Source organism: Brachybacterium sp. Z12 (genome assembly GCF_014400405.1).
Taxonomy (GTDB): Bacteria; Actinomycetota; Actinomycetes; order Actinomycetales; family Dermabacteraceae; genus Brachybacterium.
The window spans coordinates 3,109,624-3,123,638 of the sequence record NZ_CP060496.1 but is presented as its reverse complement, the minus strand read 5'-3'; the positions used below and the strand labels follow the sequence as shown (position 1 = coordinate 3,123,638).

The 14,015-nt window shown below is 63.1% G+C and carries 15 protein-coding genes and 2 pseudogenes; 5 read left to right on the top strand and 12 right to left on the bottom strand.

Going from position 1 to position 14,015, the window contains the following annotated elements:
• Nucleotides 1-7: 7 nt before the first annotated feature.
• From H3H54_RS16525 to H3H54_RS16505, 6 genes and pseudogenes are all read right to left on the bottom strand, one after another.
• Nucleotides 8-625 (bottom strand): hypothetical protein, encoded by a 618-nt coding sequence (locus tag H3H54_RS16525; RefSeq protein ID WP_262424713.1) that lies wholly within the window; start codon nt 623-625, stop codon nt 8-10.
• Nucleotides 622-2,088 carry a hypothetical protein gene (locus tag H3H54_RS16520; protein ID WP_262424712.1) on the bottom strand — a complete coding sequence of 489 codons (1,467 nt, stop codon included), beginning with the start codon at nt 2,086-2,088 and terminating at the stop codon, nt 622-624. Before H3H54_RS16520 ends, H3H54_RS16525 begins: the two co-directional genes overlap by 4 nt.
• A 169-nt stretch (nt 2,089-2,257) precedes the next feature.
• Nucleotides 2,258-2,593: pseudogene (locus H3H54_RS19785) on the bottom strand (glycosyltransferase); the annotation flags it as partial.
• Nucleotides 2,594-2,624: 31 nt separating this feature from the next.
• Nucleotides 2,625-3,038 carry a hypothetical protein gene (locus tag H3H54_RS16515; RefSeq protein ID WP_262424711.1) on the bottom strand — a complete coding sequence of 138 codons (414 nt, stop codon included), beginning with the start codon at nt 3,036-3,038 and terminating at the stop codon, nt 2,625-2,627.
• 228 nt (nt 3,039-3,266) lie between these two features.
• Nucleotides 3,267-3,695, bottom strand: coding sequence for an IS30 family transposase (locus H3H54_RS16510; protein ID WP_262424710.1), 429 nt, complete (start codon nt 3,693-3,695; stop codon nt 3,267-3,269).
• A 22-nt stretch (nt 3,696-3,717) separates the two neighbouring features.
• Nucleotides 3,718-4,263, bottom strand: a complete 546-nt coding sequence (locus H3H54_RS16505) for a helix-turn-helix domain-containing protein (protein WP_262426518.1) — start codon at nt 4,261-4,263, stop codon at nt 3,718-3,720.
• A 298-nt stretch (nt 4,264-4,561) separates the two neighbouring features.
• Between H3H54_RS16505 and H3H54_RS16500 the strand changes: the two genes are divergently transcribed.
• A complete protein-coding gene (locus H3H54_RS16500; RefSeq protein ID WP_262424709.1) occupies nt 4,562-4,732 on the top strand; it encodes a hypothetical protein in 171 nt (56 codons plus the stop codon).
• 196 nt (nt 4,733-4,928) lie between these two features.
• Here H3H54_RS16500 and H3H54_RS16495 read toward each other — a convergent pair whose 3' ends face one another.
• Nucleotides 4,929-5,312 (bottom strand): ATP-binding protein, encoded by a 384-nt coding sequence (locus H3H54_RS16495; RefSeq protein ID WP_316249068.1) that lies wholly within the window; start codon nt 5,310-5,312, stop codon nt 4,929-4,931.
• Here H3H54_RS16495 and H3H54_RS16490 point away from each other — a divergent pair.
• From H3H54_RS16490 to H3H54_RS16480, 3 genes are all read left to right on the top strand, one after another.
• Entirely contained in the window at nt 5,293-5,670 is a 378-nt protein-coding gene (locus tag H3H54_RS16490) for a hypothetical protein (RefSeq protein WP_262424708.1), read from the top strand. The two genes, H3H54_RS16495 and H3H54_RS16490, sit on opposite strands and share 20 nt — an antisense overlap.
• Before the next feature lie 214 nt (nt 5,671-5,884).
• Nucleotides 5,885-7,108, top strand: a complete 1,224-nt coding sequence (locus H3H54_RS16485) for a putative rhamnosyl transferase (protein ID WP_262424707.1) — start codon at nt 5,885-5,887, stop codon at nt 7,106-7,108.
• A 113-nt stretch (nt 7,109-7,221) separates the two neighbouring features.
• Nucleotides 7,222-7,989 carry a hypothetical protein gene (locus H3H54_RS16480; RefSeq protein WP_262424706.1) on the top strand — a complete coding sequence of 256 codons (768 nt, stop codon included), beginning with the start codon at nt 7,222-7,224 and terminating at the stop codon, nt 7,987-7,989.
• 27 nt (nt 7,990-8,016) lie between these two features.
• Here the strand turns inward: H3H54_RS16480 and H3H54_RS16475 are convergent, their stop codons facing one another.
• A complete protein-coding gene (locus tag H3H54_RS16475; RefSeq protein ID WP_262424705.1) occupies nt 8,017-8,214 on the bottom strand; it encodes a hypothetical protein in 198 nt (65 codons plus the stop codon).
• 70 nt (nt 8,215-8,284) lie between these two features.
• On the opposite strand from H3H54_RS16475, the gene H3H54_RS16470 reads away from it, so the two are divergent.
• Nucleotides 8,285-9,450 (top strand): IS3 family transposase gene (locus H3H54_RS16470; RefSeq protein ID WP_262424704.1). Its coding sequence is split into 2 segments (ribosomal slippage): nt 8,285-8,569 and nt 8,572-9,450, totalling 1,164 coding nucleotides; the frame shifts between segments, so codons are not numbered across the junction.
• A 210-nt stretch (nt 9,451-9,660) separates the two neighbouring features.
• Here H3H54_RS16470 and H3H54_RS16465 read toward each other — a convergent pair.
• The 4 genes and pseudogenes from H3H54_RS16465 to H3H54_RS19780 all read right to left on the bottom strand — a co-directional run.
• A complete protein-coding gene (locus tag H3H54_RS16465) occupies nt 9,661-9,870 on the bottom strand; it encodes an ATP-binding protein (RefSeq protein WP_262424703.1) in 210 nt (69 codons plus the stop codon).
• 237 nt (nt 9,871-10,107) lie between these two features.
• Nucleotides 10,108-11,979, bottom strand: a complete 1,872-nt coding sequence (locus H3H54_RS16460) for a hypothetical protein (RefSeq protein WP_262424702.1) — start codon at nt 11,977-11,979, stop codon at nt 10,108-10,110.
• Between the two features lie 276 nt (nt 11,980-12,255).
• Complete coding sequence (locus tag H3H54_RS16455; RefSeq protein ID WP_262424701.1) at nt 12,256-13,230, bottom strand: GDSL-type esterase/lipase family protein; 975 nt, start codon at nt 13,228-13,230, stop codon at nt 12,256-12,258.
• 250 nt (nt 13,231-13,480) lie between these two features.
• Nucleotides 13,481-13,891, bottom strand: a pseudogene (locus H3H54_RS19780) (hypothetical protein); the annotation flags it as partial.
• Nucleotides 13,892-14,015 lie beyond the last annotated feature (124 nt).

The following is a 14,015-nucleotide window of genomic DNA, read 5'->3' as shown; positions in this document are numbered from 1 at the left end:
TACCGGTTCAGGCACTGCGAAGTCCAAGCGCGGTGCACTCGAGAAGCCTAGCTGCTCGATGGAACTCCTCTGGTTCCTCAGCCGCAAACTCGGGGTCGATGATCTCGTTGACTTGAAGCGACTCCGCGAGGAGCGCGGCCGTGCCCAGCCGGATCAGCAGGGCGTCGGTTCGACGGGGTGCCAAATCCATGAGAACGCCAGCATTCGTAGCGACATGGACGCTGTTACCGATTCGTCCGCTCCCAGAGTCGGAGGGCAAGATTGCCAGGGACATTTCACCTATGGGCTTGCTGTCTCCGCTGAGGTGCAGGCGCTCATGGCCTCTGGGGAGAGGTAAGCCGCCCGTACGGACCGGGCCCGGCGCTGTCCAAATATTACGTAGTTGGAACCACTCGAGCAGGCGCTGTGCCGTCAGAGCAGAGATAGGCTTCTCATAGTCGCTACGCCCGGCGATCCAGGGCGCAAAGATGATAGACGTCGCGACTGCAGATCGATCGACGCTTCTAATCTCGGTCGGCCAGTTCACGCGAAAGCGAGGTATTGGCGGGTAGCCGTCGAAGTCTGTGCGCTCAGCAGAGATTTCAGTCCACGTCGACGTCTCTTGATTCTGAATCGTGAACTTCATTGTGTCTCCTCGGCGGCTTTTCGTTCCGCAGGGACCTCGACCACGAAGACGCTTCCGTGTGAGGTAAGTGCGGAGGCGGTCTTCCAGGCGGTGGAGAGGCCGTTGTCCCTGCACCTCGCCAAAAGCCAGAGCGTAGACCCGTCCGGGCCGACGACGACTCGATCTAGCACGACTGTCACCGATGGTTTAGTCATCAGCTTTTGTTGCGTAGTCTCGAAATCATGGTCCCTCACGCACACGGCGAGCCAGAGACTGTCGCGGTGACGGTCACCGTACGCTTCTTCTCCTGCACGTGCGAGCAGGAGTGCGGGACTGGTTGGGGAGTCCAGCACCGGCGCGTTCTCCGCGTAGCTCATCGACACCTCGGCGCCCATGGCCTTGAGCTCGGATTCAGCACGGAGTGCGTACCGGAGGTCGGTCCCTGTCCAGAGGTGTTCCCGACGAAGAACTGCGCCCGCACGCGTGCAGATCATCGACGATTCCCAGGAGTCGTCCCCTACGAGCCCGAGCGAATCGGTAATCTCTGACGATCCAATTGTCTCCACGTGTAAGGCGATTCGCCTGCCATAGAGAGCGGCATTTGCGCGGATGCCTAGGCCCCGGGACACCGGTTCCGGAATTTTCGGCACTGCAATCCCGCAACGCTCCATTGTTCCCAGCAGCAGAGAGTCGCACGACTCCTGTTCGCTTTTTGAGGCCTCTTCGTCAGCCAGTGTGCGAACAGTGGCGTGAAGCACCTCTGGCCGGACCACCCAATCCGCGCCGGCAGCAGCTACGACGTGGCGAAGCGTCTCGACCCAACCTGGGGCTGTCGCACGGGGCCAAGAATGGACCAATTCCGTCCGAACGAGGGTCGACCGCGGACATGGTGCTCCGCTCTTCACAGGTCGTAGCGGTGTCACTGGTGTGCCAGCATCATCCAGTAGAAGTTCGGCGGCTGAAGTTGAGAGGAGCCCCACCCCAGGCTTCCATACATCGAGCAGCCGTTCCAAAAAGTCGTCAGCCCAGATCTCACCAGGGCGAGCGGTCGCAACGAAGGTTCCTTCGGGGGCGACGTCGGCTTCCGTGATCTTTATCCTGGGATCTCGCTCGTCGAGCAAGCTGTGGTCGGTCACCAGGATCTCGATTTCCTGAATGGTCTGCCCGAGAATCGAGCTTAAGGTCTGCATGCATCGTGCGTCTGCGTCACTGGCGTCGAAGAGAATCGATACGAGAGGTGGCAAGTCGGTGGGGAGATACCTCGCCCCGACCCGATTTCGAGCGAATGTCTTGTCCTCCGTGTGGATGCGACGATTCTCGGTGATTGCAGCCACGGCTTTCGGTGATCTGGACGCGCTCGCACCAGAAGACGGATGCCATACGTGGTACATGGCAACGCCGGGCTCGTCGAGCCAGTCGATGCGCGCCCCGTACATCTGCGCACGCTTGCCGAAATCGATATCTTCTCCACCGTACGTGTGCATGCGCTCGTCCCAGCCGCGAAGACGATTCCAGACGTTGCGCTGGACCCCGACCAGCCCCCATGCCCCATCGGGGCCTGATCTGCGCGATGGCGGAGAATTTGTCCCAATCGAATCCTTCGCGCGAGATCACTTCGTGAGAATAGCCCGTGGGCAGATCTCTGCACTGAAGGATGACAATCTCCATGGGGTGCTGGTCGAGCTGGTCGACCACCCGACGCAATGCTCCCGGCGAGAAGACCATGTCGGCATCCGTTGCGAGTATGTACTCGCCACGTGATGCGCGCACTCCGGCGTTCAGCGCCCTTGATCGCGACCACTCGCCGTCGGTCTCGACGATCTCGTGATGTGCGTTAACCCGTCGTGCTGTATCGGCGACGGATGCACGGTCGCTGCTGTTGTAGTCGGAGACGATCACCTCGTGAGGTACGTCCCCGAGGGAGAGGTGAATTGAACGGATCGAGAGCTCTAGGCGCTCGATTCCCCAGTCTTTAAATCCGATGACCACGGACACCTTGGGGGAAGCTTGCTCTCGAAGGTCATGCAGCTTCACCCATCGGTGGGCAAATAACCCAGCTTCGGGCCCCTGGAGGCTCGTCCGCAGTCGGGCTGAAAGCCATTCCTAGTACTGAAGGCGCTTCCCGGTCTTTCTTCCACGCTATAACCTCGACATGTACAGCGTCGATGACAATCTCGCTTATCCAAGTCTCAAGTCGGAACGTCGGCTCGTCCTCAGTGGCCTGGTTGTACTGGAAGAATCGTTCGAGAGAATTCGAGTAAAGCCATGGCCCTTTTTTGGGGGCGATATCGTCCCCTGCGGCGTCGCGGACGGAAAGTGAGACCGCATATGTCTGCGCCGCGAGGTCATCAGAATCTGTGACAACTGCACATTCGAAAGATCTTACAGGCTCAGAGGGATGCCACGAGAATCTGACTCGTTCGGGATGTCTCACTCGACTACTCTCCTTGGGTCGGACGGGGAACCGGAGCGCAGTCGCCTGAGCTCGCGATCTAATCCTACGTTGATCTTGCATACGGGGTGTTCATGACCGACTTAGCAGGCTGGCCGCTTCGGCCTCCGTGGTCTGCCTCGAAGGTGGTCGATCCCCAGAGTGGATCTTGGCCGATTCACGGCGGAACCGTTGGTTCGGCTGGCGTCTGGCCGTGACGGCCCGGTGGTGTCAAATCGTGGAAGCAACATGGGGTTCGCCGACAAGTAGTCGTGCGAAGGATTCTGTCGGGGTCAGGAAGCCGAGTCGGCGACGAGGTCGGTTGTTGATCTCTTCGGCGATGGTGGTGAGGTAGGGCTGGTGGTCGGGGATCACGGTGCCCTTGGGGAGGTACTCCCGGTAGAGCCGGTTCGTGTTCTCGTTGGACGGCCGCTGCCACGGCGAGTGAGGGTCAGCGAAGTAGACCGGCATGTCCGTGCCCAGGGAAACTTTCGCGTGCTGCGCCATCTCGGAGCCCTGGTCCCACGCCAGCGAGGCCTGCATCATCCTGGGCAGCTCGGTGAAATACTCGATGACCGCGTCCGCCGTGCCCTCGGCATAGAGGGCAGGGCGAGCAGGCCGGTGAACCCGCTCATCCGCTCCACCAGGGTCGCGGCGCACGAGCTGCCGTTCTTCCCAATGATCAGATCGCCCTCCCAGTGCCCCGGCACCCGCCGCTTCGCTGCGTCCTCGCCCCGTTCCGCGATCGGGACCATCCCCACGATCGGCCCGCCCCGGGTCCGGCCGGTGGTGCGGGGCCGGCGCTTGGTCCGCTTGGACTGCAGGAAGATCCCGCGCCCCGCGAGTTCTCCGCGGGGATCGCGTAGATGTACTGGTAGATCGCTTCTCCGCTGACGGTGCGGCCCTGAGCGTCGGGAGAGTTCGCCATGCGTTCAACGGTCGGGTCTGCGGCCTCCAGACGCAAGCGGCCCGCGATCTCGTTCGGCGTCCATGACGCCGCGAGGTCGGCGCTCACCCGGGCCTCGAGCACCGGATCCTTCGCGACTTTCCGGACCTGTGGACGCGAGCGCTGGCGTTGCGCTTTCACGTCCGCGGTCACGGCTTGATAGCCACGAGTCTTCGTCGAGTTCCGTCGTAGTTCCCTGGAGACCACCGAAGGGCATCTACCCAGATGAGAAGCGATTCGACGGACTCCCCACCCGGCCTTCGATCCCGTCGAGATCTCCATCCGCTCCGCGAACGTGAGCCGCCGCCGCACCATCCCAGGCCTCCTCGCCTCGAGCCCCCATCAACCGGGAGTGTTGCTACGACGCTATGACATCACCTAGGACTCTTCAGAGTTAAGAGCAGGGCGAAGCGTCAACTCTGCCGGTGATGAGGAGCATGTGGGGGCGGTAGTGCTCGAAGTTTCGGATTCCGAGGGCGACGCTGCCTGAGTTGGACCTCTCTTCGCGCTGAGCGCTCTTCTGGAGGGTGTTTCCCCTGGTGAGGGCACTGGAGGAGTGTGTGGATGACACACTAATAGTGTGGTGATCCTGCGGAAGGTGAAGACGGCTTCGGGAGCGACGGCCGCGTGGATCGCCGAGGGGAAGGATCGCCGGGACGTGGTCCTTGAGCACCTCGGCTCCGCCCATACCGAAGCCGAGCTGGTGGCGCTGATGAGTGCCGGACGGGACAGGCTCAATGCGGCTCTTTAGAGAAAAGTGAGGGCGCGCCGGTGGTGTGATGTAGCTGGGGATAGTCGTCAAGGTCCTCGATGATGAGCGGACACTGAATATTCGTAGGCTTGGGGGCCGCTGAATCGTGCCTTCGGGGACCATCGATCGTGCCGGCGGGGGCCAGTAGCCGTCGCGGTGGGGACCACTGGGCCCGCGCCGGCATCACGTCACTGGGTCATCGCGGCGTGCTGGCGCATGTTCCGGGTGCCGGTGTCGACCCAGATGGTGTTGTGGACGATGCGGTCCATGATCGCATCGGCGTGGACCCCCCTCCGCCGAGTCGTGGATGCCAGTCCTTCTTGGCGTACTGCGTGCAGAACACCGTCGAGCCGGTGTCGTAGCGGAGTTCGAGCAACTCCAGCAGCATCGAACGCATGGCCTCGTCAGGATGGTCCAGCAGCCACTCGTCGATCACCAGCAGCGAGAACGTCGAGTACTTCCGCAGGAACTTCGTTGTGATGCGCAGATCGACCTTCGCCCCCGGTGTGCGGGCATGGAGAAAGCCCCGACGGATGACGGGGCCGATATAGGTTCTGCTTATGACCGACAAATTGACCACTCCGCAGACAGCCGACGCATCCGGAACGGGTACCGGCCAGACGCCCCCACGCGGCACGGGTCCCACCGCTTTCGACCGACATTCGCCAGGCGTTGCGCTGACCCTCTACGGAGCGGTGATTCTCCTGATCGCGCTCGGAGTGGCGCTGCCAGCGGTCTCGAAGTGGGGGAAGCCGGAAGCGATTTTTGCGACGACGGTCTTCATAGGCACGCTGGTCGGCGGTGTGGGGACATTCATCAACTTCGTGAAGGCGATCTCTCGCGACGGTTGGTCGCTCGACGTTCTCATCCAAGGCCTGCAGACGCTTGGTGTCTGGGTCGTGTGTCTTGGAACCCTTGCCAGCATCACCTCGCCGTAGCGCACGCCACTGCTGCTCCCGACTTGCGGCGGCCCACGCTCCCTTGGCATGCGGACATAGGGGCGGCCCCGCTGGTGAGCAGGGCCGAGGGAAGTTTGAAGATCACATGGCAATCGCGTAACAGCTGCCCAGAAGGTCGCACCGTGCCTATACGTTGGGTAGCGGGCCGTACCAGCGCGCTCATCTCAGATTGACGACCTGCGAGGGCCGAAGAATGTTCATTGGGCACACCCGATTCAGCCTGTACCAGCCCGGCTCCACCGCCTGGCACGCATCCAACCGGTTCGCCACCCAGGACGAGTATCGGGACTATCTCTTCTCAGCCGAACGGCTTGACCCGAGGATGGACATCTTCCTGTCGATGGCGCTCCCTCAGCTCGACCTCGCGGCGCGCAACTACGAGCTGCGGCACGTCGTCTCCTACTCGACGCTCCTGCCTCTGCCCTATCAGCGGCAGCTCGAGGCCGCCGCACACAAGTACCCGTGGCTCGTGCTGGACAAGGTCGCCCTCCGTTCTCCGCACGTCGACCCGATGTCCTACGCCCAGGCGGGGATGGTCGGCTCGTACCGGCTCGATGACGACGACATCCTGCCGACCGACTACTTCGACCGCGTCACCCCGTATCTCACAGAGGCGTTCACCGGGATGCTCGTGTCCCTCGCCGCGGGGCTCACCGCCATCTACCGCGACGGTGGCCTGTACTTCACCCGCCGCGCCTACGTGCCGATGATCGCGATCGGGCTCCTCTCCATCCACCGCAAGTACGAGGACGGGAGCATTGACTCCCCGCCGGCCGCGGCGCACAACTACTCCGACCGCGCGGCCCCAGTGATCCTCGATTCCCGCAAGCCCGGTTACATCTGGGTGCGCCACATCGAGCAGGACACCAACGTCCGGAGCCAGCACCTCAGCGAGGAACAGCGGCTCAAGAACCTGGTCACCTTCATGGAGGAGCGCCCCGCCGCATCGGACAAGGCCGAGGTGTCCGAGTACTTCCCGGTCCTCCAGGACCGGATCCATTCAGGGCTCGAGCCTGGCGAGACGCTACAGGTCCTTGTGAGTGATCCGACGATCGTGCCGCCGGAAGGGCTCCCCGTCGAGGTTGACCCCATCCATGGTGAGGTCGAGCTGATAGCCAAGGTTCGGCCGGACCCGGCCGCGGTGCGTCGGAACGTGCTGCTCTCGCTCGAGCTGCGCGACCAGGACGAGAACCCGGTGGGCCCCGAGCGAGCCGATGAGCTCCGTGAACTCGGGCTGTCCTACTCGCCGCGCGCCGGGTACTACAAGTACCTCCGCACCGAGCCGGGCCGCTTCGACACACGCCTGACGTTCACGCTGCCCGACGGGGTCACGCTCACTGGTGCGACGGCGCGGCGCTGGCACCGGCCCGAGACACGTGTCAGGATCGACGAGCTCGTCCTCACCTCCCGGGCTTGACGCGAGGCCCCGAAACTGCGAGGCCGGGTAATATTTCGGGGGTGACAGATCAGCCACATTTGCCGTTCGCAACGAGAACTACGACTGCTGGACTCTATATCGACTACCTGTCGATGAACGACCAATCCGACGGAATGGTCGTTTTGATGTCGAATGCAGTCGTCCCCGGACGGGAAGACCGCCAGTTCCCGGCCTTCCATCGTTGGTCTTGGGCGATGTCATGGCCAGACAGCCACGTCCTCGCAATAGCTGATCCTGCGCTGCGTGACAACCCTGCCCTCGACGGGGCCTGGTACCTTGACGCGACGCACGACACGATCCACGCGGTTGCTGAAGTGGTCGCTGTCGAGGCCGAACATCGCGGCATCCCGTTAGATCGCGTCATCTACTACGGCTCGTCACTCGGCGGGTTCGCAGCACTATGCGCCGCCTCAGTTACGCGCTGTCATGCCGTTGTCGAGGTTCCGCAAATCGACTTCCAGAACTGGTTCCCCGGTGCGATCAAGAGGGTCGAGGAGCATGTACTGCAGGGCTCGATCATGGAGCTGCGTGCACAGCACCCAGAGCGCGTTGATGTCTGGGAACGGTTCCTCTACGAGGGCCACATCCCCTCGTTCACGATCCTGACGAACGAGCTCGACAAGTCCTTCCAGGATCAGCTCGAACTTGTCAGCCAGGTTCGGGAACACGAGCTTTACAGTCACTCGCGAGCGGAGGTCGTGATCACCGCCCAGGCGCGAGGGCACCAGGTCCTGGTCAAGGATGTTGCTACCGCGATCGTTCGTGAGGCTCTCGACCGCACGCGGGAGCCCGAGGCCCCGCCGTCTAGTGTGAGTTCTGGGGAGCCAGGGGTTAGGTGGTGGAGGCGACGTCGTCGGTGAGCCCCGGATGAGGCCGGGGAGGGACGGTCAGGCGTCGAGCGCTGCGGCCTGTTCGGGGGTGAGCGCGTCATCGACACGCTCCCGCAGGGTTTCGGGGTCGCAGCCCGCCGCGACAGCATCGCGAGCCATCGCGGCGAGTTCACCGGGAAGTTGCGCGACCTTCACGCGCCGCTCCTGCTCGTCGAGGACGGCACGCCGCAGACCGTCAAGCTCGTCATCGGTCATGGGACTGATGCACGAGTAGGTGTCACATGAACTGTGGCGCTCCGCGGCGCTGCAGGGAAGGATGTGCACCATGCCCGCTCCCTACCCCCAGGAGTTCCGGGACGACGTCATCCGCGTCGCGAGGAACCGTGAGCCTGGACAGAAGCTCTCTGTGATCGCGAAGGACTTCGGGATCTCCGAGTCGTGCCTGACGAATTGGATGCGCCAAGCCGATGTCGAAGACGGCGCCCGGCCCGGGAAGACCCGGGAAGATTCGACCGAACTGCGCGATCTACGTCGACGAAATCGGCTGCTCGAGCAGGAGAACGAGGTCCTGCGTCGTGCTGCTGCCTATCTCTCCCAGGCGAACCTGCCGGGAAAAGGTGGTACCCGCTCGTGAGCGAGCTCGCCGCTGACGGTATCCCCGTCGCGGTGTCCCTGCGGGTCCTGAAGCTCTCTAGCCAGCCCTACTACCGCTGGCGGCACCAGCAGGTCACCGCAGCCGAGCTGATCGAGGCGTATCGCGCTAACTCCCTGCTCGACGCGCACCGCGACGACCCCGAGTATGGCTACCGGTTCCTCGCCGGCGAAGCGGGAGTCAACGGGCAACCTATGTGCGAACGGACCGCGTGGAGGATCTGCCGGGACAACCAGTGGCGGTCCGTCTTCGGGAAGAAGCGCGGCAAGAACGGGAAGCGCCCCGGCCCGCCAGTCCATGACGATCTCGTCCAGCGCGACTTCTCAGCCGACGACGTCAACGAGCTGTGGCTGACCGACATCACTGAGCACTGGACCGATGAGGGAAAGCTCTACCTCTGCGCCATCAAGGACGTGTTTTCGGGCCGGATCGTTGGTTACTCCATGGACTCCCGGATGAAGGCCCGTCTCGCGGTGAACGCCCTGGACAACGCTACTTCGCGACGCCGAGGCGCGGCCGGATGCATCGTGCATTCGGACCGAGGATCGCAATTCCGGTCACGGAAGTTCGTGCACGCCTTGAACCGTCATCACCTCATCGGATCGATGGGACAGGTCGGTGCGGCCGGGAACAACGCTGCGATGGAGTCCTTCTTCGCGCTGCTCCAGAAGAACGTCCTGGACCGCAAACGCTGGCGGACCCGAGACGAACTGCGGATCGCAATCATCACCTGGATCGAGAGGACCTACCACCGACGCCGCCGACAGGCCCGCCTCGGCCGATTGGCCCCCATCGAATACGAGACCATCATGAACCCGACCGTCAGCCTGGCGGCCTAACCGCAGCTGACACCAACTCGTGCATCAGTCCCGACCGCCCCATGCCCGCATGTGCTGGGACAGTGCTGAGTCGTGGACGGGGAGGACGGATGCGGACCCCACCGAGAGGGAGTCGCCGATTACCGCGACCACCGGGGTGTGTCGCCGCCGGGTGAAAACTGAGCCCGTGTCGACTTCTGAATCTTGACCCCTCAGTCGGGGTGTGTTCGTCTACCTCGTGTCGTTCGTGGTGGCCTTCAGTAGCGCGCGGCAGGTTTGGGTGCGTTTGGAGTCGCCGGAGCGTGTGAGGACCTTGGCGTGGTGGACGTGGTGGACGATCATGGCAGCCGCGACGATGTCGTCACCGAGGAACTCGCTCCGCCTCCCGAACGGTATGTTCGAGGTGACCGGGACTTGTGCACGGACATGTGGGTGTCTCATCTCTGCAGTCCGATCTCTACTACGTCGGTGCCCGTGCAGCGAAGAGGCGCCCGGTAGGAGACGCTGCGATCCTGGGCCCGAACCTGTCATCCTGCTCGCCATCGGGTTCCACCCGTGAGCTCGCAGCCGTGAGGAAGTCCGCGATCGTGACGGTCCCACCAGCGCAGTGCGCGACCTGGCGCCCGTTGCCGATGATTTCGAGAGAAGCCGAGTTCCAGCCGGGGCGCTGTGAAGAGTTCAGAACAGGGCTGATCTGATGTTTCGCTTCGAGCAGGCCGGTGCGAGGGTCGATGATATTGATGCCTTCCAGGTCAGCGATGAGTAGCCAGCCGGCGACGAGCTTCGGCGTGTAGAGCGCGCCCGTGCTGGGGATCGGCGATGTCTGCCAGATCTTCTTCTTGGTGGCGATGTCCAGCATGAAGATCTGGGCAGGACCGGCCGTGTCGTCCAGGCCAGATCCGTTCCGCACCGACGTCGTTCCGTAGACGTGTTCGTCATCCGCCACGAGTCCGATGATCGAGTGTCCTTCGACGATCCCCTTGCCGCCTCCGTCGAGCACCCACTCGGGGGTGTTCGACTGGGTGTCGATCTTCGCGAGGATTCCCCGGAACGCCCGTAGTTCGGAACGGTCCCGACGAACAGGCTGCTCGAGTTCGTCGCCAGCCCGAAGGGCCGGGACTGGTTGTAATTGGTGCTGAACCGGGCTATCCGCTTGTAGCTCGAGACGTCGTCCCGACGGCTGGTGTCGCAGCTGATGACATCGGCCCAGCTATAAGTTCCGAGGTAAAGACGATCAGCTCCGACGCTGATCATGTTCTCGACCTGATGGACGATGTCGAGAGCATCAGGGGAGTGCCATCGCGCATCCGAATCGGGATCGATCCCGGCGATCCCGGTCCCCATGAACCCGCCGACGTAGAGGGTGGAGTCCGTGGGCGCGAGGATGCTCTGCACCTTGAACAGCCCGGGCTCGAGACTCACCTCGGCCGGCTGCTCGCCGCGTTCCGAAGCCTCCGGTAACGGTGAGAGCGAGAATCCGTCGGGTGTTGCCGCGGAGAGGAGGGGTCCCGAATCGGAGAGGTGCAGCGTCGCACCAACGTCGGTGGCGACTTCGGCAACCTTGGCGGTGCCATTGCCGCGGTAAGCGATCAAATCGGTGCCCTGAACCATGTAGTAGGTGTCGTCGTGGAGGATGGTGGACGACGGTGTACGGACCCAGCCAGAGGCTCTGAACTTGCGAGTCCAGGTTCGGGAGTTCGAATCCAGCTCGAAGACGTCAGGCCAGCCGTCCGTGGTCACGCGCACCTTGGATGTTCCAGCACGGATTGCCGTGATGAACCCGCTCTTGAGCGGCTCTGGGAGCGGTATCTCGATTCTCGACGCGGTAGCCGTGCGGGGGAACATGAAGATTCTGGGATTGAGGGCGCCAGTGCCCGCCCACAGCTGCCCCTTGGTATCCATCGTCAGCCGCCTGACGTACTCGGCGTCGCTGGCGAATTGCGAGGAGACGTGGACGGACTTCGTGGCTGGGTCGACTGAGAAGACCGCTCCCAAGGGGAACGTCCCGCCCCAGATCAGTCCCTGAGGATCGATCAGGAGTTCATACAGCGCCGTCGCTCCAGGGATGTCGACGAGAGGTTCGATCGTTTTCGGTGCCGAGTATCTCCAGGCCCAGAGCGTTCCGCGCGCCGAGAGATACAGCGTGCGTGCCGCCGGGTCCCACGCCATCGACAAGATCTCTGCAGGTGGGTCCAACGGGATGTCCAGCAGGAGATGCGGCGAGGACTCACCGGAGCGAGTGATCTGGAGCTGATGTGACGGCCCGATGATGGAAGCGGCAGTCCAAGGCGCGTCTGCCTGACCAAGCCCGCTCAGTGGGAGTACATCACGGACCTTCAGCGAAGGGAACGCGCCACGGTACTCTCGCGCAATCGACAGAGCTCCCTTTGACTCCTGCAGCGTTGCCAGGAAGCGCTCGTCACGCGGTGCCCAAGGAGTGGCGGTGGCGGTCGATGGTGCAGTGGCCGCCGGTGTCGAGGAGTCGTCCTGGCTGCGCTGGCTTTGCATACGGGAGACGGCGGTGCCAGCGATAGCGCCTCCGCCGACCACCGCGCCAGCGGTCAGGAGAGCACGGCGAGAGGGGAGACGGCGTGGCCACTGCCGGCGCTCATCGTCCACTGGTGGCCCCTTCTGAGCTTGAGAACTCTTCGATCGTCCGACCCGAGACTAGTAAGTGGTTGCGGACCTGTAGGGGAGAGCCTGTTCCGCCTGTGGCCAGAGTCTCTCGCCCCAGCCGTCACTGACACGACGAGACCTGAAGAGCGATGTGGCGCTATGCATGACGGTCCACTGAGTGCACGGCACGTTCTTGCGGATCGGCAGAGTCTAGAAAGTTGCTGCCATAGCGGCTGATCCCAGGGAATTGAAGTGGATCCCGTCGGGGGAAACGAGTTGCGGGTGGGGCCCGGCTCCGTCTGGAGCCTCGACTGCCCTGGCCATGTCCACGACGCCGTCGACTCCGGTCGGCAGCGAACGCAGCCAGTTGTTGAATTTTTGACGCGTGGCTTCCCGGGTCGTCCCGACCCAGGCAGCACGCGGGGTCACCGTGCAGGCGATGACTGACTCGGCAACCCGGTCTCTGACGAGCTGCACCAGGGCGAGATAGTTCGTCTGGAGGGAGTCAAGATCATCGCTTGCGTGGATGTCGTTGTTGCCCAGTGCGAGGAGTGCTCGATCTGCGGTGCCGTACCGGACCACTTCCTGCCACTTGGCGGAGTAGGGATTTCCCCATGCTGGGCCGATCCACTCGTTGAGGGCAGTGCCGCCGTGAGTGTGCAGACGCGTGTATACGTCGCGCAGTCGATTTGCGACGGCAGCGGGCGCTTCGAGGATGGGGAACGTGGCATCAGATGCCGCGCTGATGGAATCCCCGATCACGACATCCGTCGTATAGGGCTCGGTGGGCGCAGTGCTCGAATCCACTTCGATACGAATATCGAACGGGATCCTGTTGGTCGGAAGCGCGGAGCTGTCGTCCGCCAGCTCGGCGTTGCTGGGTGAATATGAGGTCAGCCACCCTGCTCCCATGCTGCGCGTCACTGGAGTGCCGTTGGTCAGATATCCCAGGGCGAACATGTAATCCTCGCCCGGCTTGAGTTGCTCACTGATCCAGGGGCCCGCCCAGCCGTCGGAGAGATCCTTGACGAGGGTGTCTCGTGCGATCACGCGAGGAGCTGCGGTGAAACTGGAGGTGAGTGCCCCGTCTGCGTCGCGAGCAGGGGTGCCGTAACCGATGAACCGTAGGTTCACCTGGCCGCTGTACGCCTGGTTTGCGCGATAGTTGATATTGCGGATGACCACCCGCCATCGGTGCACCCCACGTGGCACGGCGAAGGGAATCCTGCATGAGCGCGACGTCGTGGTCTCTGTGCGGATGCCTAGCGGCTGCGTGAGAGAGATCGGCTCCATCCGGACACGCGCCGACGAGGCCTCGAGTGACTTCTGGTCGGTGCGGCGCGCAGCAGCGGGTGTCGGGGATGCTCGGGACGGTGGATGCCATGCGGCGGTAGCCTTCCGTGTTGAGATGGGAGCCATCCACGTCGAAAGCCGCATCGAGGATTCTGTCATCATGGGAAACCTCCATATGGAACTGGATGAACGGCGCCCTCCTCTCGGCGAGCCAATGATTATAGGAGCGACGAACTCCCAGGCGCTCATCGCTGGCCTCAGTGTTCGGAGTGATCGCGGCAAGCATCACCTGATCAGTGAGCCGATCGCGCACGATCTCCATAGTGTCCAGGTGACGAGCCTGCAGCTCCCAGGAGTCGGCACCATTGCCGATGTCGTTGAACCCCATCGCGTGAATCGCAAAATCCGGCCGGGTCAGATGCTCCCAGCGTCGCCACTTGAAATGGTTCGGGTCCGACCAGCTCTTCATGGTGTCGCCTGAAGCCGTGTAGTGGATCGGAAGAGCGGAGATCCGTTTGGCGTAGATCGATGGCCAGGAATCCTGAACCGGCATCGTTGCCTCTACCCCTGAGGAAAGAGAATCGCCGAAGACGGCGAAGACCGGGGTGCTGGCAGGAACTTCGGCCTCGATCCAGACGTCGAGCGGTTGGGTCCGGGTGTGTGCGAGTGGCGTTGCT